This is a genomic window from Flavihumibacter sp. (genome assembly GCF_036676075.1).
GTDB lineage: Bacteria > Bacteroidota > Bacteroidia > Chitinophagales > Chitinophagaceae > Flavihumibacter.
In genome coordinates, this window is sequence record NZ_JAKFDQ010000016.1 from 62,769 (window position 1) to 84,596 (window position 21,828).

A 21,828-nucleotide genomic window follows, 5' to 3' on the forward strand; every position below is an offset into this window, starting at 1 on the left:
ATCAGCCTTCTTTACCGCATTCAAGAGGATCGTTGCATTCCAGGCTTCCTACCCTGTAGTATTGATTCAATAAAGATGTGCCGATTATTGTCATTATTGGAAGATATCCCAGCCATTCGAACTGTCCCCATTTTACAAAGGCGAATTGTGATATAAGGTGAATAGCGAACAAAATTGCAGGGGTCCATTTCCTGTGATATTGCCAGGAAAGAAACAGGCCGAATGCATAAATAAGGTAAATGAATGAAAAGAGGTAGATGTCATTTTTGAAAAACAAAGGTTCAAATGGTATGCTCATAAAGCCCGCAGTAGCAATTAATATTGGCAGTATAGCACAGGGAATGGTTACCAAAAAAGCAAGCTTCCTCAGCGGTTTATTTTCTCTATGGAATAATGAATCTATGATCATGCTCTACAGACGGAATTCAATCACCAACGATACAAAGGTTTAAGCCTTTTAACATTTATTTTAGCTGAAGAAGCTCTTTGACAAAATAACCACATACAGAAAGGCCGAAACCCGATATGATATCAGGTTTCGGCCTTGGTAGCGAGGAGCGGACTTGAACCGCCGACCTTCGGGTTATGAATCCGATGCTCTAACCAGCTGAGCTACCTCGCCAAACGGAGCGCAAAAATATAGAAACTGGTCTAAATGATGAAAAAAATCTCCTAAAACCTGTCTGACATATGTCAGGACGGATGTCAGATGGTGGCGTATTCCTGAAGTGCTTTTTCAAGGCAGTCCATAGCTGCATGGATTTCTTCAACTTTCAACACATATGCCAGTCGTACCTGGTTTTTTCCCAATCCCGGTGTCCCATAAAATCCGGTTGCAGGCGCGAGCATAACGGTTTGGCCATTCCAGGAAAAGCTCTCTAATAACCACTGGCAAAATTTGTCGGCATCATCAATGGGTAGCTTTGCAATTGCATAGAATGCACCTCCTGGGTTTGGACAAAAAACTCCTGGCATGGCGTTCAATCTTGATACAAGAGCATCGCGCCTGCGCATGTATTCTGCCTTGGTGCCATCAAAATAATGGGGTGGTAAATCTATGGCTGCTTCTGCAGCAATTTGTGCCAATCCCGGCGGACTCAACCTTGCCTGCGCAAATTTCATGGCAGCATCAAGTAATTCCTGGTTCCGCGTAACAAAGGCACCTATACGAGCCCCGCATGCACTATATCGTTTGGAGATCGTGTCCATTAACACGATATGATCATCAACTCCTTCCAGGCGCATGGCGCTGAAATGTTCTCCGCTGTAGCAGAACTCACGATATGCCTCGTCGGCAAAAAGAAACAGATTGTGTTTGAGGATAATTTGTTTTAGAATTTCCAGTTCTTCCCTGCTGTATAAATAACCTGTGGGATTATTTGGATTACATACCATGATGGCTTTGGTACGCGGGCCGATTGCCTTTTCGAATTCTTCCATTGCGGGAAGGGCAAAGCCGTTTTCGATATAGGAGGGGATAGGTTTTACCACCACACCAGCTGCCACTGCAAAGCCATTATAGTTTGCATAGAATGGCTCAGGGATGATGATCTCATCACCCGGATCAAGGCAAGCCATAAAACCGAATAGTATAGCTTCCGACCCTCCCGTAGTGATAATGATCTGGTTATGATTCACCTGTATACCAGCCGTTCTGTAATACTCAACCAGCTTACGTCGATAGCTCTCGTTGCCCGCACTATGACTATATTCCAAAACCTTGAAATCAGCATGCCTTACAGCTTCCATCATTTCCGGAGGCGTTTCAATATCGGGCTGACCGATATTCAGATGATAAACACGTATGCCTTTTTTCTTGGCAGTTTCCGCATATGGTACAAGTTTGCGGATTGGAGATGGCGGCATTGCCGAACCGCGTTTACTAATCACTAACATGGCGCAAAGATAAAGGGCCGACCTCAATCATTTCCATTCACGTTACCGTTCTTATCAATTTCGCTCATCAGTTTTTCTCGCATTCCCTGCAATTTGGCTCTTTCAGTTTCACTGATCACAGGGTAGGTGGGGTCAATTTTATCGAACTCGCGGGAGATGATCGCTGCCAGACAAAGGCGGGTGAACCACTTATCATCTGCAGGCAAAACATACCAGGGTGCATTATCTTTTGAGGTTGCGCCCAACATGGCACTGTAAGCATTCATATAATCTTCCCAATGTGCCCTTTCTTCAACATCGGCAGAAGCAAATTTCCAGTTCTTCTCAGGGTCATCTATTCTTTCGAGGAATCGCTTCTTCTGCTCCTTTTTAGATACATGGAGAAAGAATTTAAGAACTATCGTACCGCTCTGCGTCAGGTTCTTTTCAAAACGATTGATCTGTTTGAATCTTCTTTCCCAGAATTCATCATTGATATCTTCCACTGAATTAATGCCGGGCAGGTTCTCATTGAGGATATATTCAGGGTGCACCCTGGTCACAAGTACGTTTTCATAATGTGAACGGTTGAAAATTCCTATTTCACCTCTGGGGGGAAGTGCTTTATAATGCCTCCAGAGGAAGTCATGATCAAGTTCATCGCGGGAAGGAGTTTTGAAACTGTGCACTTTAACGCCCTGAGGGTTGAGCCCAGACATAACATGTTTAATTGCACTGTCTTTTCCAGCGGCATCCATAGCCTGCAAAACTATCAGAATACTATGGCGGTTATGGGCATATAATTTATCCTGCATTTTGGCCAGGTTTTCAATACCAGCCTGCAGCATTTGAGCGCCTTCCTCTTTGCTGAAAATTTTATGATCATAGTCAGTTTCGAAATCCTTTTTAAGGGAAACCTTTTGATTTGGTTTAACCATTAGGGAATCGAGATACTGGAAAAAAAGTTTGATGTCCATGATCATGATTTTATGCTCCAATGTAAATAAAATTGGCTTAACGGTGCCGTCACGGTGCCGTCAATTGTTTTGCTATCCTTCGGAGCTCCTTCGTTTGTACATGTGCTTACCCGGCCTAACCGCTATCTCATCTCTACCCGCCACCCTAGCAACAACCTTACTTCTGGTCCCCATCTGGTCCCCATCTGGTCCCCATCGGGTCCCTATTTTTTACCTCCTTGGTACGGGACGGATACGTTTTCAGATCGGGGGCCGCTCTTACCCATGGTCAGTGATATAAAATAAAAAGAGGCCGTCTCAGTTCAATTGAGACGGCCTCTTTAATATCAGGACGAAGAAATTACTTGCTTCCTTTTTTATCTTTTTCAGCTTCAAACTTTGCATAGTCCTCTGCTTTTAAAACCTCACCACTGATACGGAGTTCAACAGGTTTGTCAACACCCGCTACAGTTACAAAAACAGTTTTGTCAAACGGACCAGGCGCAGCAGCATTGAAACCAGCTGTGATCTTGTTGGTTTTTCCACCCGCTACAGGCTGCTGGGGCCAGGTTGGTGTGGTACAGCCACAGCTTGCTGACGCCTTCTGGATAACCACTGGCTGAGAAGATACATTGGTAAATTCAAAGTTGTAATTAACAGGAACACCCTGCTTGATCTTGCCAAAATTGTGTTTAGTATTGGCAAATTTTACCAATTCTTCAGCACTCTTTGCCTGCGCGAAAATGGCCGCACTGATAATTACTGCAAAAAGAGTAAGCGCTATTTTTTTCATAATTGATCGATTTAATCTTTATTGTTTGTTTGTTTTAATAATTGTACAGATGTATTAACAGGAACTGAAGCCATTGGTTTACCTACTTCACCCTTAATGTAGATGGTTTTTGTTTTCCCGGAGTTGTAAAAGATGGTAACAGATTTTTCAAATTTTCCCTCCGAAGCGGCATTATAGCCAACAGTTATGCTGCTACTGGCCCCGGGAGCTACCAATTCTTTAGACCATTCCGGTGTTGTACAGCCACAACTGGCCGAAACATTTTCTATCTTAAATGCTTCTTTTCCGGTATTGGTAAATTCAAAAGAATAGGTTACCGGCCTGCCATGCCGAATGGTTCCAAAATCATGAGAATTTGCAATGCTAATTACTTCCTGGGCCTTTGTGGCATCAGTTACCTGTCCATCGGAAACAGATAAACTTAGGGTCAGGGCTATCAGGAATGCAACTCTTTTCATTTACTCAGGTGTTCTACCGTAACAAATTTAATAATTGTGATTGACTTTGTCCAGTGCCCGACCCAATTAATATTTTTTTGGCAAAACATTAAATAATTATTTCTAAGGAATTAATTAATAACAATTTATCTACGCGTTAGGTATCTGGGAGGGAAAACCGACTAACGATTGTTCGCTTCCGGTCATTTTCTCTTAGTTTTGTTCGATGGAAAATCTCATGGAAAACGAATTGCTGGATTCTGAAAAGCTAAGCTTCGATCGCTTCCGCGATGAAGTACTCCGTGATTACCAAATGGCCTGTGAGAGCCGCGAAGCCAGCCTGATGGGCCGAAAGGAAGTTCTTACCGGAAAAGCAAAATTTGGCATTTTTGGCGATGGTAAAGAAATAGCCCAGATAGCTACCGCTAAATTTTTCCGAAATGGTGACTGGCGGGCGGGTTATTATCGCGACCAGACTTTTGTTTTCGCGAGTAAGCTGGCTACTATAGAACAGTTTTTCGCCCAGCTTTATGCCAATCCGGACGTTAACCTGGATCCCCATAGTGCCGGCAGGCAGATGAATTCCCATTTTTGTACGCCCAATACAAATGAGGAGGGAGACTGGGTGAATCTTTCCAGGCAGAAAAATATATCCAGTGATATAGCCCCTACTGCAGGGCAGATGCCGCGTGCACTCGGACTGGCATTCGCATCCAAGGTATTCCGTAAGGTGGATTCATTGAAGGCCTTTCCTGAACTTTCAGACAATGGTAATGAAATATGTTTCTGCACTATAGGCGATGCTTCCACCTCGGAAGGGCATTTCTGGGAAGCTGTAAATGCCGCCGGAGTAATGCAAATTCCACTTGCGATTTTCGTGTGGGATGACGGCTATGGAATTTCCGTGCCCAAAAAATTACAAACTACTAAAGGTTCTATTTCAGAAGTGCTTAAAGGATTTCAGCAGCGGGAAGGAACAAACGGAATTGATATTTATAAACTGAAGGGATGGGATTATGCCAGTATGATTGAGTTGATGGAACCTGCCATTCAGAAAATCCGGGATACACATATCCCGGCGATTTTTCATATTGAAGAGATCACACAGCCACAGGGTCATTCAACTTCGGGTAGCCATGAGCGCTATAAAACTCCAGAGCGCCTTGAGTGGGAGCGTTCCTTTGATTGTATTAAAAAATTCAAAGAGTGGATCCTCGAGAACACTCTCAGCAGTGAAGAAGAATTAACTGACATAGAATTAAAGGCAAAAGAATTTGTACGTGATTGCCGCAACAAGGCATGGCTCGCCTACCAGCAACCTATCCGTGAACAGGTGGGCCGAACTACCGAGCTGGCTACGGCTGTTATCAGGCAACTCCCCCTGCAGGCAGCGGCTATGCAGCAGTTGGTTCAGAAACTCACAATGGAGAAAGAACCTACCAGAAGGGATATCATGCTGACACTGCACAGGCTTCTGGGCCTGGCTGGCAGGCATTCGAGTACAAACGAAATGCAGGAATATTATAAGCAGCTTAAGATTGAAAACGAAGCGCTCTACAGCACCCATTTGTACAATGAGGGTTCTAAAGGAACATTACATGTGGAGGCCCGCGAGGCAACTTATGTTGCAGATGCACCTCTGCTGAATGGTTATGAGATCCTGAACAGATATTTTGATAAGCTTTTTACTACCAATCCAAAGGTTCTTGCTTTTGGTGAAGATGTTGGTTATATCGGTGATGTGAACCAGGGCTTTGCAGGGTTACAGGCAAAGCATGGTGAATATCGCATTTCAGATACAGGCATCAGGGAGCTCACAATAATGGGGCAGGGAATCGGTGCTGCTTTACGCGGCCTTCGCCCAATTGCAGAAATACAGTATGTAGATTACCTGTTGTATGGACTTCAACCATTGAGCGATGATGTGGCCACCACACATTATCGCACAGCTGGCAAAATGAGTTGCCCGCTTATTGTAAGAACCCGTGGCCACCGTCTTGAGGGTATCTGGCACAGCGGATCTCCTATGGGTATGATCATTAATTCACTTCGTGGCATGTGGGTATGCGTACCACGCAACATGGTACAGGCTGTTGGTATGTACAATACATTGCTTAAAGGAAATGATCCGGGCATTGTTATCGAGTGCCTGAACGGCTATCGGCTTAAAGAAAAACTTCCCGATGATCTTCTCGGTTATACGGTACCGCTAGGCATACCGGAAGTGATAAGACAAGGTACAGATATCACGATTGTTTCTTATGGATCAACACTTAGAATTGTTCAGGAAGCTGCAGTTTTATTGGCTTCTTCGGGTATTCAATGTGAAGTTGTGGACGTACAGACATTATTGCCTTTCGATATCAATCACCTTATACTTGAATCGTTGAAAAAAACCAGCAGGATACTATTTGTGGATGAAGATGTTCCCGGTGGTGCTGCTTCATACATGTACAATAAGGTAATGGAAGAGCAGGGTGGATATCGCTGGCTGGATGTTGCACCCCGCACACTATCGGCAAAGGCTCATCGACCAGCGTACGCGAGTGATGGCGATTATTTCAGCAAACCTAATACAGAAGATGTAGTAGATATAGTTCTGGAAATGATGGCCGAATAGTTCTTCAAAATATGGAACTCAACTTCTTAACCATTATTGATCTGTTTGGCACATTTGCGTTTGCCTTATCAGGTGCATTTGCAGCAATGGAAAAAAAGCTTGATCCGTTTGGGGTTATAATCATGGCCTTTGTTCCTGCTATTGGTGGTGGATCTGTGAGGGATATTTTGATTGGTGATCTGCCGGTTGCCTGGCTTTCTAATAATATAACAATTGGTATAATCATCGCGGCTGCTGTGTCGGCGATGTTTTTTGGATCGTTGCTTAGGAAATTTGATCCCCTGCTCGAAGCTTTTGATGCACTGGGCCTTGGACTATTTACCATCGTTGGAATTGAGAAAGGTATTTTGCACGGGTATCCACCTGGTATTTGTATTTCGCTCGGAATATTTACCGGATGCTTTGGTGGCGTGCTTCGTGATGTTATTTTGAATAATGTTCCCCTGCTTTTTCACAAAGAGATTTATGCCTCTGCCTGCATTCTGGGCGGCATAAGTTATTACCTGCTTTCCTGGATCGGCATTGACCAGGCCCTGGTAAATATTATTTGTATAGCCATCATCTTCGCAATAAGGATGATGGCGATTCGATACCATTGGAGTCTCCCCGCTATATACCTTGATCGCTCCAATCGATAAACCGTTCCTGGAGATTCGGCGAGGGAAGCCAACAACTTTCCTTTTTTCCAAACCAACTATATCTGTTTTTTGCAATCAGGTCATAGACAAAATTCCGGAGGAAGGCAGGAACATACAATAATATTTTCGTCCATCCCCAACCTCTGAGGCGGTATAGCGTTTTAATCGCAGCGGTTGAACGAGTATAGATTTTCCCCTCTTCATAAAGAATAAATGAGCCCGGTAAATTTTCCTCACCTGTATATTCCTTTAAAAGTGTACGTCCATACGACGATTGTAATGATGCAAAACGGAACCGTGCAGCCGGATCTCTCCTGATCACAAACTGCACGGAACTGTTACAAAGGTTACAGACCCCATCATATAATATAACGGGACTGTTATTTAATGGTGCCCTGGTCAACGTGGTCAATTAATTTCCAGATATCACTCCTTACCATTTTCCGCACCTGATCAACCCTTTCACTCATAATAATGTAGTTGGAATTATTGGGAATATAATTAAATGCTTCTTCATACTTTGGATCAATAAGTGATTTTAGATTTTCAAAGAAATTAGCAGTTACAAAATCATTTTCAGAATTGGCTGTAAACGGAAGAACCTTCTCATATAGTCCCCAGTCAGTAAGCGCTCCTAATTTTATTCTTTCCTGGTGGATGGGATAAAATATTTCCCTTTCAGTTTTTATATATTCTGCCGTTTTTCCTGGAAGGGGTTTCATATAATCGATCTGCACATATTTGCTTACAGGTGTTTTTGGATCTATACCCGCGCGATGTGCATATACTTCATATTTTACCACCGAGCGGTATTCAAGCAGCTTGCTATTATAACTTTCCCAGTTCATTTCCTTGGATCCTGTAATGGCTTTGGAATAACGTTCTTTCATTGATACCGGATTATCAACAAGATCATTGAATTTGGGTGAAACAGTAACAACTACATAATCATATTTGTTTTCCATTTCAGGCGACATCAGTACCTGGTAAAAATACCATCCAAGAAGATCGCCATTTCGTACTGATTGCTCTACAACACGATGGGCATGGCTCCTGACCAGATTCACGTATGCCTCTGACTTGCCTGGATTTACTTTATAAAATGTAACACCAATATACACCTGTTGCCCGGGAGTTTGGGAATGACTCTGTATTGGCATTAATAATAACAGGATCATTGCCAGCATAACCCAGCTACAATTATTAATGATTGGCCTTAAATATCCTAAGGTTAAATTATTTGTTTGCCGGTCGGTCTCTGCCTTGCAACAAACATGTTGGTCTTTTACTAGCATATACAAAGATTAAGGGTGATTGGAATCTTTGGTTGCTGGTGCGGAATTAGTGGGGCGGAAGGGGTGCGGATAATGGCGGTTGCACATGCACGAAATACATATACAAGTTAGCGCTATTGTTGAATATGGACAATAAAAAAACCTGCCTTTAAAGCAGGTTTATCACGAATGAAATCCAAATATATCAGACCAGGTTATGGAAAACTTTCTGGACGTCCTCATCCTGTTCCAATTTGTCCACCAGTTTCAAAACATCCTGTGCCTGTTCTTCATTTAATTCAACAGTGTTCTGCGGTATCCATTCCACTTCTGCCGATACTGGAGTAAGTCCTTTATCTTCCAGTGCCTTTTGCATCAATCCGAAATCAGTGAAGGCGCAACGTACAACTAAAACATTCTCACCATTTTCGCCAGTGCCGTCACCCAGTTCTTCAAGCCCGAAATCTATAAGTTCCAATTCCATATCCTCGGCATTCAACCCTTCGGGTTTCAATTTGAATACTCCCATTTTTTTAAACTGGAAACTCACACTTCCACTGTTTCCCAGGGCACCGTTTCCTTTATTGAAAATTGATTTCACATTGGCAACGGTACGAACATGATTGTCGGTTGCAGTTTCCACTAGTATTGCTACGCCATGGGGACCATATCCCTCATAAAGGATCTCCTCGTAGTTTTCCATGTCTTTACCCTGGGCACGCTTAATTGCGGCTTCCACACGGTCTTTAGGCATGTTCACTGCTTTGGCGTTCTGCATGCAGCGCCTGAGTGCAGGATTCACATCCGGATCGGGTCCGCCAGCTTTTACAGCTATAGCGATCTCTTTTCCTATACGAGTGAATTGCTTGGCCATTCTGTCCCACCTGGCAAACATGGTGGCTTTACGTACTTCGAATATCCTGCCCATATATAGATTGTGGTTTGTAATTGGGTGGCAAATTTAGCTTTTCGGGGTGGTAACACAAAAAAAGCGTCCCGGCCTCAAAAGAGTGGGACGCTTTTCTGGCAAAAGCCTTAGGGATTATTCAAAATCTGATGCTTTCGGAAGTATTTCACCAGGATGATGACCCGGGTCTTTGAGTTTGCTATTTTTCTTGCTATAGGCAAAGTAAACAACCAATCCGAGTACCATCCAGATCATAGCAACTGTTAGTGTTTGTTTATCAAGTGCAAAGATCATGGCACTACATACCAGTACACCGAGAATTGGAACCAATGGAACCCATGGGGTTTTGAATGGACGTTTGATATTTGGTTCTGATTTACGCAGAATCCACACGCCAGCACTCACAAGTACAAAAGCGAAAAGGGTACCGAAACTGGTAAGATCACCAGCCACATGCCCTGGAACAAAGGCGGCAAATGCACCTACAAATATCAAAAGGATCCAGTTTGCCTTATAAGGTGTTTTATATTTTGGATGGAGGTCACCAAATGCTTTCGGGATCAATCCATCACCACTCATGGTATAAAAGATACGGCTCTGTCCCATCAACATTACCAGGATAACCGAGGAGAAACCTGCAAGTATGGCAACCGTGACGGCGGTTGCAAGCCATCCATAGCCGGTCATGTAAGTGGAGATGGCATAGGCAACAGATGCTTCGCGGCCTTTAACCGGGTCAACGAAGTCTGTCCATGGTGCTACACCCGTCAACACATGTCCGAATAATATATATAATATGGTACAAACAGCAAGTGAGCCAAGAATACCTATCGGCATATCACGCGCCGGGTTTTTCGCTTCCTGGGCGGCAGTACTTACTGCATCGAATCCGATGAAGGCGAAGAAAACGATTGCTGCACCACCAAGTACACCGCCCCATCCATGCCTGAATACGCCGGAGTAATCAGCAATAGTTTTGCCGGCCTGATCTTTAAAGGCCTCAGTTCCTTCCGGAATCATATAGGGTGTATGGTTGTCAGGATTAATAAAGCCCCATCCCACTACAATAAATATGAGAACAATTGCTACTTTAATGAATACGATAATAGCATTCACCATGGCCGATTCCTGGGTGCCTTTGATAAGCAAAAGCGTCAGCAAAAGCAGGATGACAAGGGCTGGTGCATTTAAAATTCCCTGGTGTAAAACACCAGATGCATCGGTAAAGCTTTCGAAAGGCGAGTGGCTCCATTCATATGGTATTCGCCCCCCCAGCAAAGTATTAAGGTATTCGCTCCAGGCAATAGATACAGTGGCGGCACCAAGGGCATATTCCATGATAAGGGCCCAGCCTATGATCCATGCAACAAGTTCTCCCATGGTAACATATGAATAGGCATAGGCACTTCCTGCAATAGGAATCATCGCTGCAAATTCAGCGTAGCAAAGTCCGGCAAAAGCACAACCGATGGCGGCAATGATAAAGGAGATAGTAACTGCGGGGCCCGCAGCTTGTCCGGCGGCTGCAGCAGTTCGCACAAACAAACCGGCGCCAATAATGGCGCCTATTCCAAGGGCTACCAGGTTAGTAGCTCCTAGTGTTCGTTTCAACCCTTTTTCCGAATCAGCCGTGGCCAGTAGTTGAGTAAGAGATTTTTTTCTGAATAAGCTCATACAGTTAGTGTGATTTGTTTTATTGAAGCTGTTAAGAAGGGCGTAAAATAAATAATTATTCAATTCGCAGCCGCTAAACTTTGACAGGATGGTGTTTTCAGAGGATTATTTTGGTGGGGTCAGGATTTTTTTGAATTTTCGGCCTTCTTTTCACACACCACAAAACGGATAATGGTAAAACAAAACAGGTTAACCCTCTATATATTGGTAGCTATGGTATTGGGAGTAATCGTAGGCTATATAGTTCACCACAATGCCAGCCCCGGATTCCTGACAAGTTTTGCCGATAATATAAAAATACTGACCACCATCTTTTTACGGATGGTACAAATGATCATTGCACCACTTGTTTTTTCTACACTCGTTGTGGGAATCGCCAAATTGGGAGATCTTAAAGCAGTAGGACGGGTAGGAGGAAAAGCCCTGCTTTGGTTTATTACAGCTTCACTGGCAAGCCTGCTGATAGGAATGCTGTTGGTGAACTTTTTCGAGCCCGGGTCGGTTATTGATCTCAGCAATGCAGATACCTCAGGTGCGCAGGACCTGATAGGAAAGACCAAGGTATTCTCCATCACTAATTTTGTGGAACATGTATTTCCTAAAAGCGTAGTGGAGGCGATGGCCACCAATGAAATTTTGCAGTTGGTGGTATTCAGTATTTTCTTTGGTATAGCAGCCACTTCAATTGGCGATTATGCAAAGCCGGTGATAAAGGCGCTCGATGGGGTTGCCCATATCATCCTGAAAATGGTGAATTATGTTATGGCATTTGCTCCTCTTGGAGTTTTTGGTGCTATCGCAGCAGTAATAGCAGTAAAGGGACTGGAAGTGTTCCGCTTTTATGGTCTGTACCTGTTTTATTTCCTGATAGGCATAATAGTTCTTTGGGCCATTTTGTTGCTGGTTGGGTTCATGATACTAAAAAACCGCATGCCGGTTCTACTGCGTCGGATCGCCCAGCCGTTACTGATTGCATTCAGTACAACATCCAGCGAAGCTGTTTTTCCAAAACTAACAGAGGAGCTCGAGCGTTTTGGTTGTAAGGATAAGATCGTGGCTTTCATACTTCCCCTTGGTTATAGTTTTAACCTCGATGGAAGTATGATGTATATGACATTTGCCAGTTTAGCAATTGCCCAGGCATATGGCATACATTTGGACCTTGGCACACAAATTACTATGCTGTTGGTATTGATGCTCACCAGCAAGGGTATAGCAGGTGTTCCAAGGGCATCACTGGTGGTGGTAACAGCCACCCTCGCCATGTTCAATATTCCGCCGGAAGGTATCGCACTAATATTGCCGATTGATCATTTCTGCGATATGTTCCGCAGTATGACAAATGTTCTTGGTAATGCACTTGCAACTACTGCTGTAAGTAAATGGGAAGGAGAGTTAGAGTCTTAAACAGAAGAAGAATAGATATGATACAACAATTTAAAGGGTTTCTGCTGGTACTGATTGGCTTCATGTTGTTTATGCCGGTCATTGCGCAGCAGGATGTGCGTGTAAGGTTTCTTAACCAGTACGAAGGTCCGGTTACAGAGTTCACATTGGAAACATCGGCTGGCAATAAGGATTATATTACTGATAAGGAAGGATATGCATCTGTTAGTTTGCAACCGGGTGAGAAGGCAATTCTTAAGGCTACGGATCATGACACCACGAGTTTCTCCATCGATCAGTTGCCAGAAAACAAAACAGTGGTCGTTAAAAAGCACTTCTCCTGGAAAGACCTTCTCAACCCAATGTTCTATATAATATATGGTGGCTTGTGGATGTTGTTACTCATTGTATTTGCGGAAACGGGATTGTTCGCAGGTTTCTTTTTGCCTGGCGATAGCCTGCTTTTTGTTGCTGGAATTTATAGCAGTCCGCTAGCTAATGAAGCATGGAAAATAATAGGTATGGATGGCAGAGGTAATGAATGGCTCGACCTTCTTCTCCTGATCGGCCTTATTTCCTTTGCAGGTATTATAGGCAATACGGTTGGATTCTGGTTTGGACGAAAAATTGGTCCATCCATGTTCAGGTGGAAGGATAATTTATTATTCAAAAAACATTACCTGGAAGAAGCCCATGAGTTCTATGATAAGCATGGTGGTGGAGCAATTGTATTTGCCCGTTTCCTTCCGGTAGTGCGCACTTTTGCACCCATTATTGCCGGTATCGTGGGCATGGATAAGAAGAAATTCGCTTTCTATAATATTGTCGGATGTTTGGCCTGGGTGGTGAGTATGATAATGGGGGGGCATTTCCTGCAGCTCTGGGTCAAGAATCAATTCGGCTTTGAGTTAAAAGAGCATCTTGAAGTGATCATAATTGTAATTGTCCTGGTCACAACAGCTCCCGTTGCCTGGAAAGTAATCAGTGGCAAAAGAAAGAAAATGGCTAAAGAGAAAGCTGAAAATTAATCCCTCAACCGAATGAACCAAACTGCTGCCCGATCCGGTTCTGTTTTCAATGTAGCTGTAATCGTTGCAGCGTTAGGTTACTTCGTGGATATCTATGACCTGCTGCTTTTCAGCATCATCAGGGTTCCCAGCCTGCAGGAACTTGGTTTATCAGAAGACCAAATCCGGGATGATGGATTGTACATCATTAATATGCAGATGATGGGTCTTCTCATCGGTGGTATATTATGGGGTGTGCTTGCTGATAAAAAAGGAAGACTTAGTGTATTGTTTGCGTCTATCATTTTATACTCACTCGGAAATATTGCCAATGGTTTTGTTCAAACGGTTGACCAGTATGCATGGGTAAGACTTATATCGGGAATCGGACTGGCGGGAGAACTTGGTGCAGGCATTACGCTGGTGAGTGAATTATTGCCGAAAGACCGGAGAGGTGTGGGCACATCACTAGTAGCCGGTATTGGATTGTCTGGCGCTGTGCTGGCGTATATCATGAAAGAGAATTTCCATTGGCGAACCTGCTATTTTATAGGGGGAGCACTTGGATTCATGTTATTATTTCTTCGGATCAAAGTTGCCGAATCTGGAATGTTCAAGGATGTTAGGGACAGTAAAGTCAGCAAGGGTAATTTCCTGATGTTCTTCAACAATGCAGATCGGTTTAAAAAATATATGCTCAGTATATTGATCGGGTTGCCAACATGGTTTGTGATCGGCATACTGGTTAGCTTTTCAAAAGAATTCGGAAAGCAGATGGGAGTAGTAGGTGAAATAGATCCGGGTAAATCTATTATGTATGCCTATGCGGCTATTTCTTTGGGTGATATAGCCGTGGGACTTGTGAGCCAGGTTTTAAAAAGCAGGAAGAAGGCACTTTTTATATTTTATGGTCTCACTATAATCGGAATGATCTGGTTCTTCAACCTCCAACAGGCTACAGCGCAGGAATTATATTGGGCATGTGCATTACTGGGATTTGGTACAGGCTTCTGGGCAATATTTGTTACAATGGCTGCTGAACAGTTTGGTACCAATCTCAGGGCTACAGCTGCCACCACCGTTCCTAATATGGTGAGGGGTTCCCTGAACCTGATTGCTTTATTATTTACAGGACTGCAGGTGAGTTATAGTTATGTTCAAAGCGGTATAATAACGGCAGTTGTGATCATGGTTATCACATTTGTGGCAGCTGCATATACCCGTGAAACATTTGGCAAAGACCTGAATTATGTAGAAGAATAGTCTCCAAAACAAGCCTTGCATGAAAGTCCTAATTATACGCTTTTCATCTATTGGTGACATAGTACTAACAACACCGGTTATACGCTGTTTGAAAAAACAATTGGAAGGGATTGAATTACATTATCTCACCAAGAAAGCATTCCTACCGGTATTAATTGCGAATCCATATATTGATAAGCTTCATGTTCTCGACGATAATCTCGATACTACAATAGAGGAACTGAAAGCAGAGAAATTTGACCAGGTAATAGATCTCCATCACAATCTCAGGACCCTTCAGGTTAAGCGGGCACTAAAATGCAAAGCACATAGTTTCAATAAGCTCAATGTTCAGAAATGGATGATGACTAACCTGAAGCTGAACATCCTGCCTTCAATCCATATTGTTGATCGGTATTTAAAGACGGTGGAACATCTTGGAGTTAAAAATGATGGGGCGGGATTGGATTATTTCATACCCCCCGATGAAGAGATATCACAGAATGATATTCCCGCTTCACATCAGCTTGGTTACATCGCTATTGTTGTGGGTGCCGCACATTCAACCAAGAGATTACCCCTCGACAGGTTGAAAGAACTGGTGCAAATGATAGATCATCCTATAGTTTTATTGGGAGGTAAGGAAGATCGGATCATGGGTGATGTTTTGGCTGAAAGCGACCCCGTTAAAATATACAATGCTTGTGGTAAGTTTACCCTGAATGAATCGGCCCATCTTGTGCAGCAGTCTAAATTACTGATCACGCATGATACAGGATTGATGCATATTGGGGCTGCCTTCAATAAAAAAATCATAACGGTATGGGGAAATACAATTCCGGAATTTGGGATGTATCCCTATTTTGGAAATGCTGCCCGTAATGCAGCAGGAATGTATGATAGTTTTGAAGTAAAGGGACTTAGTTGCCGGCCCTGCTCCAAGATCGGATATGAAAAATGCCCCAAAGGTCATTTCAACTGTATGATGAAAATTGACCTTGGGGGCATAAAAGCGGCAGCCCAGCGTATGCTTTCAGCTACCTGATTATTTGGCGAAATTGCCGGTCCATTCACCGGCGCTGTCAAAATGATTGAAGCCTACCATTGAATCCTCACAATAAAATGTGCGGGTCCATTCATCCTGCAGATTGAAATAATTGAAAGTGTTGGAACTGGTCTTCACCAGGTATCCACGCCATACTCCTTTATCATCAAAATCCAGGATCACAAACTGGTTTGCGATCACCATGTATCCCGTAAGCTTACTGTCTTTGTCAAACATGTAATATCCGAGCCAGTTATTATTGCTCAGCGGATGAAGGCTGAACGTATACATCGGATTGATACTGTGGTTGTGCAGCGGACTGAAATCTTTGTTGAACTTCGGATTTATAACCTTGTTTTTTTCAGGGTTAATGCCTTCGTTCATAGCTGGATTAATATTCCAGTTATGCTTTGGGTTAATACGAAAATTCTTTCCTGGGTTGATACGCGGGTTCGCGTAGGGACTGATGGTTTGATTTACAAGGGGATCTCTTTCTTTTGGAAGTTCGAGGTCTTGTGCGGTAGCGATCAATCCTGTGAGCAACAATACTACGGTTAGTAAGGGCTTGTTCATACTCTTTTTGTTTGAATAGGTTTCAGAAATAAATGCCTTTGAGGCGTTTGGTAAAGCGGGCCGGAGGCCCTGAGGAGCTTTAAATAGGTATGGGACAAGCGTACTGAGTACAAATCTAATCGTTTCCTTTAGTCATCAAAATAGTTTGCCTGTTTTTTTCGATAAAAAGCACAAAAAAACCGGCGAATGCCGGTTTTTTACCATAGTGGGCTATTATTATAAGGACTTTAATACATCATTCATTGCCCTTACAGCGTCAGCACTCTTTTGGAATAATGCCTTTTCTGCATCGTTAAGGTCAAAATCAACAATTTTCTCCCATCCGTTTTTGCCAATTACAACAGGCACTCCCAGGCAAATATCTTTCTGTCCGTATTCACCATCAAGCTGTACGCAGCAGGTGAATAATTTTTTCTCATCACGAAGAATGCTTTCAACAAGCGCTGCTCCGGCTGCCCCCGGGGCATACCAGGCAGATGTTCCTATCAGCTTAGTAAGTGTAGCTCCACCTACCATTGTATCAGCAATAACCTGCTGCTGCTCTTCTTCGCTAAGGAATTTTGTCACCGGAATAGAATTCCAGGTAGCAAAGCGAATAAGAGGGATCATGGTAGTATCACCATGGCCACCAACAACAAGTGCATTCAGGTCGGCAGGTGAGCATCCCAAACGCTGGCTGAGCTGGTATTTGAAGCGTGCGCTGTCAAGCGTACCACCCATTCCAATGATGCGGTTTTTAGGAATACCTGATGATGTTATGGCAAGTTGTGTCATAGTATCCATCGGATTACTGATCACTATGATTATTGCCTCAGGTGAATATTTTAATATGTTCTCACAAACGGTTTTTACAATCCCTGCATTGGTACCGATCAATTCTTCCCTTGTCATTCCCGGCTTACGAGGAATACCTGATGTTATCACAACTACATCGCTGCCGGCAGTTTTGCTGTAATCATTGGTAGAGCCAACAATACGAGTATCAAATCCAAGCAGCGCGGCTGTCTGCATCATGTCCTGGGCCTTGCCTTCCGCAAGTCCTTCCTTGATATCAAGCAATACCAGCTCCTCGCAAAGTTCTTTGCGGGCAATGTTGTCGGCACAGGTTGCGCCTACGGCTCCGGCACCTACTACAGTAACTTTCATTTGGAAAAATTTATGTGTGATATGATTTATTTGCGCAGCAAAGGTAGGGGGGAAGCTTCAATTATTATTATGCAAAGCACTACTGTTCCAATGTTGAAAGGATCCTGGCAGCAGGGGTTGTATTTTCAAACGTTTCGATGAGTTTTCCTTTGCGGTCATATAATGCAATGAAGGGAAGATTCGACAAGCGGTAATACGTTGGGAGGAAATATTTCTCATCGCGGCCTATATATAGGTTCTTCCATGTTTCAAGGCCATACTGCTTGTAAAACTCCTGAAGCTGCTCTATGGGCTGGTAGGTGGCCATCACCAGGTTGTATTTTTCAAAATCCTTTTTCACATTGTTAAGCTGGTTGAACTGGTCAATACAGTGATGGCAATCCGGACTAAAAAACATCACTATGGTGGCTTTGCGCTTAGCCATATCATCCCTTTTGATCAGATTATCATTCACTCCTTTTAATTCAAAAGGAGGGAGTACCGGGAACCTTTTATAGGGAGGGGGAAGACTATCATTAGCCTGGGCCACCAGGTTGGTGCTGTGAAAGAGAACCATTATAAAGAATGCCAGATACGACCATAACCTGAATTGGAGTGCTTTCAAAAAGTACACAGAACTGAGTTTCATGCACTAAAAATAGCGAGGAGCATCCCTTTCCAACCGTCTTTTATTTTATTTAACAAGAATTATTTGAATTGCTACGATTATTTCGTAGGTTTACGAAAAGTTCGTAGAAATGGAAAGATTAACTGTTCAGGAAGAGGAGGCGATGCAGGCAGTGTGGCTGACAGGCGAGGGAAATGTAAAATCATTTCTTGAGAAAATGGAAGAGCCACTTCCTCCATATACTACACTGGCATCAACCATCAAGAATCTGGAGAAAAAGGGCTACCTGCAAAGCCGGCAGGTTGGTAATATGTATATGTACCGGCCAACAATAACCGAATCGCAGTATAAGCAGGGATACATGAATAATTTCATCCACAATTATTTTGACAACTCTTACAAGGCTATGGTGAATTTTTTCGTAGAGCAGAAACAGCTTAGTAAAGATGAGTTGCAGGAAATTCTGGAAATGATTGAAAGAAAAAAATAACCAACCCCACAAGCCATCCCCATGCCGGCAATACTTATTTATATCCTGAAGATGTCCATAAGCCTCGCGGCTGTCTATATCTTTTATTTCCTGTTGTTAAGGCAGATGACATTTTATCAATGGAACAGGTGGTACCTTCTGGTATATGCCATTATGTGTTTCGTGTTGCCATTTATGGATATATACTGGTGGCTTGACAGCTCACCACAAGATATAAGCTTCCTTCAATACATGCCGGCTATTGGTGATTTCCCCGCTACTGAAACAGCATTGCAGGAAAATCTCTTATACAATTGGAACTGGTTGACAGTATTAATTGGTGTGGGCGTGGGTGTTATGTTTGTGAGACTTCTTATTCAATATGCATCGCTGCTGAAGATGCATTCACGTGCAAAGCTTTTTGTAAATGGCAATGTCAGATTGTATGAAGTAAAAGACGCAATCGTTCCATTTTCATTTGGCTCTGCAGTGTATATTAATCCATCCCAGCATGAAGAGTCTGAACTGAAAGAGATCATCCGCCATGAAATGGTGCATGTGCGCCAGCATCATACAATTGATGTGATATTATCAGAGTTGCTGGTAGTTTTATGCTGGTTCAATCCCTTTGCATGGTTACTTAGAAAGGCTATTCGTCAGAACCTTGAATTTATCGCCGACAGGCAGGTACTGGTGAATGGTGTTGACCGAACACAATATCAATATCTTCTTTTAAAGGTGGTGGGACAACGTCATTTCAGCATGGCCAGCCACCTCAATATTTCAGCATTAAAAAACAGGATTGCCATGATGAACAAGATCAGAACAGCCAGGTTACACCTGGTAAAATTTGCCTTTGCAGTGCCGGTTATCGCAGTATTGCTACTTGCATTCCGGAAGCAGGACGATAGTAAGCAGGAAAATAAGGTTGAAGGAATGACTGCCTTGAATTTTTTTAATCCCGGATTTACTCTTAATGACGGCATGTTTGAATCAGGAACTGATACTGTTCCAGGTAAGAAAAGAGTATGGAAAAATGGACTTAATGAAAAGGGATACTATGTAACGATAGCCGACAATCATGGTGAGTGCATCGTTATTGTAAAAGACAATAACAAAAAGCTGATCAAGGCGGTGCAATTAACTGAGTGGAATGCCAGCAAGTCTTATGAAGCACAGTATGGTGAAATTCCACCACCACCACCACCTGCTCCTGCAGCGCCACCGGCTCCTCCGGCTGTAAAAGGACAGATAGCACCTCCTGCACCTCCAGCCCCACCTGCACTGCCCAACTTACCAGATAATGTTAGCACCCTCGATATATCAGACAAAAAAGCGACTATTCGTCTGAAGGATGGTACCCTCGAACGCTATGACCTGGAATCCCCAAAAGACCGTTCCAGCTTTGAAAAAAAGTATGGCCCTTTACCAGAGGCGCCAGAAAAACCCGATCAAACGGACAATACTATATACCAGACCAATCAAAACAACCAGGAACCGATGGTTATAGCTGGCAACAGGAAAATGACCATGAGCATGCTTCGCCAGATACCGTCTTCCCAGATCGAGTCTATGAATGTATTGAAAGGTAAAACGGCCACCGATAAGTATGGCCAGCAAGGGCAGTTTGGCGTAATTGAAGTAAGCCTCCGTGAAGAAGGTGATATTCCAGCCGGCGTGCTTTATATAGTGGATGGTAAAGAAGCAACCCGCGAACAGGTTAATGCACTTTCAAACGATGAGATCCGGGAAATGAAAGTATTAAAGGGAGACGCGGCTGTTGAGAAATACGGAGAGAAGGGTCGTAATGGTGTTGTGGAGATATACAAACAAAAGGTGATACGTGTTGAATTATGGAATCCACTGAGCATGATGAATAAGAAAGATAACTGCTAGGGGCTGATGTAAATAACGCTACTGTTTCATTGCCCTTTTAACGAATTACAGTAATTTTGCCCCCTCAAATCTATTTTGCATTCAGAAAATTGTAATTCGTTATGGCAAATACATCGGACATCAGCCGGGGCCTTATCATTAAGCTCGATGGCAGCCTTTATAAAATCGTTGAATTCGGGGAAAACAAAACAGCACGTGCAGCCGCAAAAGTATGGGCTAAATTAAAGGGAGTTGATAATAACCGTTCCATTGAACAAACCTGGAACAGCGGTGATACTATATACCCTATACGCGTTGAAAGAAAGAATTTCCAGTTTCTTTATAAAGACGATTCAGGATATAATTTCATGGATAATGAAACTTTCGAACAAATCATTGCGCAGGAAACATTGGTAGATGCTCCACAGTTCCTTAAAGATGGCCAGGAAGTTTCTGTTCTGGTTAATACGGAAACGGATACTCCAATGAGTATAGAACTTCCCGACAAGATTGTTTTGAAAGTTACTTACAGCGAGCCTGGAATGCGTGGAGATACAGCAACAAGAACTTTAAAACCTGCCACTGTAGAGACCGGAGCAACAGTTATGGTTCCTCTTTTTGTGAACGAAGGGGAATTGATCAGGGTCAATACAAAGACAGGAGATTATGTTGAAAGGGTGAAAGAATAATAAGATATACAGCCCCTCTTCGGAGGGGTTTTCTTTTAGGCAATCTTTTTCCCTATCTTAGCCGCCAAAATAATCACCAACGGTAAATTCAGTACAATGGATTTCAAACAAATTCAGGAGTTGATCCGACTGATCAACAAATCGAACATCGGTGAATTGAGTATTGAGGAGAAGGGGTTCAAGGTTACGATTAAGCAAAAACAAGACAACATTCAGCAGGTGATGGCTGCACCGGTTTATGCGCAGGCACCATCGGCACCCGCGGCAGCCGCAGCAGCTGCACCTCAACCCGCATCATCATCATCGCCAGTGGCAGAGAAACCAAAGGCAGCCGAAGCCACTCCCTCCAACCTGGTCACTATCAAGAGTCCGATGATCGGAACATTCTACCGTAGACCTTCACCTGACAAACCACTTTTAGTTGAAGTGGGGGACGAAGTGTCTGAGGGTAAAGTTGTTTGCATTATTGAGGCAATGAAACTTTTTAATGAAATTGAAAGTGAAGTAAAGGGTAAGATCGTAAAGGTTCTTGCTGAAGATGCTTCACCGGTTGAATATGACCAGCCGCTGTTCCTTGTTGAGCCTGCTTAAATCAATGGTTAAGTTCCACCAAAC

General features: G+C 43.3%; 22 protein-coding genes and 1 tRNA gene. 10 read left to right on the plus strand and 13 right to left on the minus strand.

Annotated features, from left to right (window positions below; genetic code table 11):
* Nucleotide 1: 1 nt before the first annotated feature.
* The 6 genes from V6M43_RS15000 to V6M43_RS15025 form a co-directional block, all read right to left on the minus strand.
* On the minus strand, nucleotides 2-409 hold the full coding sequence (locus tag V6M43_RS15000) for a MerC domain-containing protein (protein WP_332736634.1): 408 nt from the start codon (nucleotides 407-409) through the stop codon (nucleotides 2-4).
* A 136-nt stretch (nucleotides 410-545) separates the two neighbouring features.
* Nucleotides 546-622 (minus strand) — tRNA-Met (locus tag V6M43_RS15005).
* 83 nt (nucleotides 623-705) lie between these two features.
* On the minus strand, nucleotides 706-1,896 hold the full coding sequence (locus V6M43_RS15010; protein WP_332736635.1) for a pyridoxal phosphate-dependent aminotransferase: 1,191 nt from the start codon (nucleotides 1,894-1,896) through the stop codon (nucleotides 706-708).
* A 23-nt stretch (nucleotides 1,897-1,919) separates the two neighbouring features.
* Nucleotides 1,920-2,852 (minus strand): polyphosphate kinase 2 family protein, encoded by a 933-nt coding sequence (locus tag V6M43_RS15015; RefSeq protein WP_332736637.1) that lies wholly within the window; start codon nucleotides 2,850-2,852, stop codon nucleotides 1,920-1,922.
* Nucleotides 2,853-3,192: 340 nt separating this feature from the next.
* Nucleotides 3,193-3,624: a DUF1573 domain-containing protein gene (locus V6M43_RS15020; RefSeq protein WP_332736639.1), complete on the minus strand. Its 432-nt coding sequence runs from the start codon at nucleotides 3,622-3,624 to the stop codon at nucleotides 3,193-3,195.
* Between the two features lie 11 nt (nucleotides 3,625-3,635).
* Nucleotides 3,636-4,082: a DUF1573 domain-containing protein gene (locus tag V6M43_RS15025; protein WP_332736641.1), complete on the minus strand. Its 447-nt coding sequence runs from the start codon at nucleotides 4,080-4,082 to the stop codon at nucleotides 3,636-3,638.
* A gap of 205 nt (nucleotides 4,083-4,287) precedes the next feature.
* On the opposite strand from V6M43_RS15025, the gene V6M43_RS15030 reads away from it, so the two are divergent.
* Nucleotides 4,288-6,681 (plus strand): alpha-ketoacid dehydrogenase subunit alpha/beta, encoded by a 2,394-nt coding sequence (locus tag V6M43_RS15030; RefSeq protein WP_332736643.1) that lies wholly within the window; start codon nucleotides 4,288-4,290, stop codon nucleotides 6,679-6,681.
* An 11-nt stretch (nucleotides 6,682-6,692) separates the two neighbouring features.
* A complete protein-coding gene (locus tag V6M43_RS15035; RefSeq protein ID WP_332736645.1) occupies nucleotides 6,693-7,319 on the plus strand; it encodes a trimeric intracellular cation channel family protein in 627 nt (208 codons plus the stop codon).
* On the opposite strand, the gene V6M43_RS15040 is transcribed toward V6M43_RS15035, so the two are convergent.
* The 4 genes from V6M43_RS15040 to V6M43_RS15055 form a co-directional block, all read right to left on the minus strand.
* On the minus strand, nucleotides 7,291-7,731 hold the full coding sequence (locus V6M43_RS15040) for a thiol-disulfide oxidoreductase DCC family protein (RefSeq protein WP_332736647.1): 441 nt from the start codon (nucleotides 7,729-7,731) through the stop codon (nucleotides 7,291-7,293). The genes V6M43_RS15035 and V6M43_RS15040 overlap by 29 nt on opposite strands.
* The gene (locus V6M43_RS15045; RefSeq protein WP_332736649.1) at nucleotides 7,700-8,614 is read right to left on the minus strand and encodes a hypothetical protein; all 915 of its coding nucleotides are present in this window, start codon (nucleotides 8,612-8,614) and stop codon (nucleotides 7,700-7,702) included. The genes V6M43_RS15040 and V6M43_RS15045 overlap by 32 nt, the downstream gene beginning before the upstream one ends.
* A 184-nt stretch (nucleotides 8,615-8,798) precedes the next feature.
* Nucleotides 8,799-9,521: a YebC/PmpR family DNA-binding transcriptional regulator gene (locus tag V6M43_RS15050; RefSeq protein WP_039134344.1), complete on the minus strand. Its 723-nt coding sequence runs from the start codon at nucleotides 9,519-9,521 to the stop codon at nucleotides 8,799-8,801.
* A 114-nt stretch (nucleotides 9,522-9,635) separates the two neighbouring features.
* Nucleotides 9,636-11,174: an amino acid permease gene (locus V6M43_RS15055; protein ID WP_332736652.1), complete on the minus strand. Its 1,539-nt coding sequence runs from the start codon at nucleotides 11,172-11,174 to the stop codon at nucleotides 9,636-9,638.
* A gap of 171 nt (nucleotides 11,175-11,345) precedes the next feature.
* Here V6M43_RS15055 and V6M43_RS15060 point away from each other — a divergent pair, with 171 nt between their 5' ends.
* Genes V6M43_RS15060 through V6M43_RS15075 form a run of 4 tightly spaced genes read left to right on the plus strand, consistent with a single transcriptional unit; the run spans nucleotide 11,346 to nucleotide 15,854 of the window.
* Nucleotides 11,346-12,581, plus strand: a complete 1,236-nt coding sequence (locus V6M43_RS15060; RefSeq protein ID WP_332736654.1) for a dicarboxylate/amino acid:cation symporter — start codon at nucleotides 11,346-11,348, stop codon at nucleotides 12,579-12,581.
* 17 nt (nucleotides 12,582-12,598) lie between these two features.
* Nucleotides 12,599-13,588 carry a DedA family protein gene (locus V6M43_RS15065; RefSeq protein ID WP_332736655.1) on the plus strand — a complete coding sequence of 330 codons (990 nt, stop codon included), beginning with the start codon at nucleotides 12,599-12,601 and terminating at the stop codon, nucleotides 13,586-13,588.
* A 12-nt stretch (nucleotides 13,589-13,600) separates the two neighbouring features.
* Nucleotides 13,601-14,830, plus strand: a complete 1,230-nt coding sequence (locus V6M43_RS15070) for an MFS transporter (protein ID WP_332736657.1) — start codon at nucleotides 13,601-13,603, stop codon at nucleotides 14,828-14,830.
* Between the two features lie 19 nt (nucleotides 14,831-14,849).
* Entirely contained in the window at nucleotides 14,850-15,854 is a 1,005-nt protein-coding gene (locus tag V6M43_RS15075; protein ID WP_332736659.1) for a glycosyltransferase family 9 protein, read from the plus strand.
* Here V6M43_RS15075 and V6M43_RS15080 read toward each other — a convergent pair whose 3' ends face one another.
* The 3 genes from V6M43_RS15080 to V6M43_RS15090 form a co-directional block, all read right to left on the minus strand.
* Nucleotides 15,855-16,427, minus strand: a complete 573-nt coding sequence (locus V6M43_RS15080; protein WP_332736661.1) for a hypothetical protein — start codon at nucleotides 16,425-16,427, stop codon at nucleotides 15,855-15,857. It abuts the gene before it with no gap.
* A 216-nt stretch (nucleotides 16,428-16,643) separates the two neighbouring features.
* Complete coding sequence (mdh, locus tag V6M43_RS15085; protein WP_332736663.1) at nucleotides 16,644-17,573, minus strand: malate dehydrogenase; 930 nt, start codon at nucleotides 17,571-17,573, stop codon at nucleotides 16,644-16,646.
* Between the two features lie 79 nt (nucleotides 17,574-17,652).
* The gene (locus V6M43_RS15090; RefSeq protein WP_332736665.1) at nucleotides 17,653-18,201 is read right to left on the minus strand and encodes a TlpA family protein disulfide reductase; all 549 of its coding nucleotides are present in this window, start codon (nucleotides 18,199-18,201) and stop codon (nucleotides 17,653-17,655) included.
* Between the two features lie 109 nt (nucleotides 18,202-18,310).
* Here V6M43_RS15090 and V6M43_RS15095 point away from each other — a divergent pair, with 109 nt between their 5' ends.
* The 4 genes from V6M43_RS15095 (at nucleotide 18,311) to accB (ending at nucleotide 21,804) form a co-directional block, all read left to right on the plus strand.
* Entirely contained in the window at nucleotides 18,311-18,670 is a 360-nt protein-coding gene (locus V6M43_RS15095) for a BlaI/MecI/CopY family transcriptional regulator (RefSeq protein WP_332736667.1), read from the plus strand.
* A gap of 51 nt (nucleotides 18,671-18,721) precedes the next feature.
* Nucleotides 18,722-20,545: a M56 family metallopeptidase gene (locus V6M43_RS15100; RefSeq protein WP_332736669.1), complete on the plus strand. Its 1,824-nt coding sequence runs from the start codon at nucleotides 18,722-18,724 to the stop codon at nucleotides 20,543-20,545.
* A gap of 101 nt (nucleotides 20,546-20,646) precedes the next feature.
* Nucleotides 20,647-21,213, plus strand: coding sequence for an elongation factor P (gene efp / locus V6M43_RS15105; RefSeq protein ID WP_039134321.1), 567 nt, complete (start codon nucleotides 20,647-20,649; stop codon nucleotides 21,211-21,213).
* A 96-nt stretch (nucleotides 21,214-21,309) separates the two neighbouring features.
* Nucleotides 21,310-21,804 carry an acetyl-CoA carboxylase biotin carboxyl carrier protein gene (accB, locus tag V6M43_RS15110; protein WP_332736671.1) on the plus strand — a complete coding sequence of 165 codons (495 nt, stop codon included), beginning with the start codon at nucleotides 21,310-21,312 and terminating at the stop codon, nucleotides 21,802-21,804.
* Nucleotides 21,805-21,828 lie beyond the last annotated feature (24 nt).

What these genes read in the sequence shown, in the direction of transcription:
- V6M43_RS15000 (WP_332736634.1), bottom strand. Translation starts at nt 409, where the DNA reads ATGATCATAGATTCATTATTCCATAGAGAAAATAAACCGCTGAGGAAG.
- V6M43_RS15010 (WP_332736635.1), bottom strand. Translation starts at nt 1,896, where the DNA reads ATGTTAGTGATTAGTAAACGCGGTTCGGCAATGCCGCCATCTCCAATC.
- V6M43_RS15015 (WP_332736637.1), bottom strand. Translation starts at nt 2,852, where the DNA reads ATGGACATCAAACTTTTTTTCCAGTATCTCGATTCCCTAATGGTTAAA.
- V6M43_RS15020 (WP_332736639.1), bottom strand. Translation starts at nt 3,624, where the DNA reads ATGAAAAAAATAGCGCTTACTCTTTTTGCAGTAATTATCAGTGCGGCC.
- V6M43_RS15025 (WP_332736641.1), bottom strand. Translation starts at nt 4,082, where the DNA reads ATGAAAAGAGTTGCATTCCTGATAGCCCTGACCCTAAGTTTATCTGTT.
- V6M43_RS15030 (WP_332736643.1), top strand. Translation starts at nt 4,288, where the DNA reads ATGGAAAATCTCATGGAAAACGAATTGCTGGATTCTGAAAAGCTAAGC.
- V6M43_RS15035 (WP_332736645.1), top strand. Translation starts at nt 6,693, where the DNA reads ATGGAACTCAACTTCTTAACCATTATTGATCTGTTTGGCACATTTGCG.
- V6M43_RS15045 (WP_332736649.1), bottom strand. Translation starts at nt 8,614, where the DNA reads ATGCTAGTAAAAGACCAACATGTTTGTTGCAAGGCAGAGACCGACCGG.
- V6M43_RS15050 (WP_039134344.1), bottom strand. Translation starts at nt 9,521, where the DNA reads ATGGGCAGGATATTCGAAGTACGTAAAGCCACCATGTTTGCCAGGTGG.
- V6M43_RS15055 (WP_332736652.1), bottom strand. Translation starts at nt 11,174, where the DNA reads ATGAGCTTATTCAGAAAAAAATCTCTTACTCAACTACTGGCCACGGCT.
- V6M43_RS15060 (WP_332736654.1), top strand. Translation starts at nt 11,346, where the DNA reads ATGGTAAAACAAAACAGGTTAACCCTCTATATATTGGTAGCTATGGTA.
- V6M43_RS15065 (WP_332736655.1), top strand. Translation starts at nt 12,599, where the DNA reads ATGATACAACAATTTAAAGGGTTTCTGCTGGTACTGATTGGCTTCATG.
- V6M43_RS15070 (WP_332736657.1), top strand. Translation starts at nt 13,601, where the DNA reads ATGAACCAAACTGCTGCCCGATCCGGTTCTGTTTTCAATGTAGCTGTA.
- V6M43_RS15075 (WP_332736659.1), top strand. Translation starts at nt 14,850, where the DNA reads ATGAAAGTCCTAATTATACGCTTTTCATCTATTGGTGACATAGTACTA.
- V6M43_RS15080 (WP_332736661.1), bottom strand. Translation starts at nt 16,427, where the DNA reads ATGAACAAGCCCTTACTAACCGTAGTATTGTTGCTCACAGGATTGATC.
- mdh (WP_332736663.1), bottom strand. Translation starts at nt 17,573, where the DNA reads ATGAAAGTTACTGTAGTAGGTGCCGGAGCCGTAGGCGCAACCTGTGCC.
- V6M43_RS15090 (WP_332736665.1), bottom strand. Translation starts at nt 18,201, where the DNA reads ATGAAACTCAGTTCTGTGTACTTTTTGAAAGCACTCCAATTCAGGTTA.
- V6M43_RS15095 (WP_332736667.1), top strand. Translation starts at nt 18,311, where the DNA reads ATGGAAAGATTAACTGTTCAGGAAGAGGAGGCGATGCAGGCAGTGTGG.
- V6M43_RS15100 (WP_332736669.1), top strand. Translation starts at nt 18,722, where the DNA reads ATGTCCATAAGCCTCGCGGCTGTCTATATCTTTTATTTCCTGTTGTTA.
- efp (WP_039134321.1), top strand. Translation starts at nt 20,647, where the DNA reads ATGGCAAATACATCGGACATCAGCCGGGGCCTTATCATTAAGCTCGAT.
- accB (WP_332736671.1), top strand. Translation starts at nt 21,310, where the DNA reads ATGGATTTCAAACAAATTCAGGAGTTGATCCGACTGATCAACAAATCG.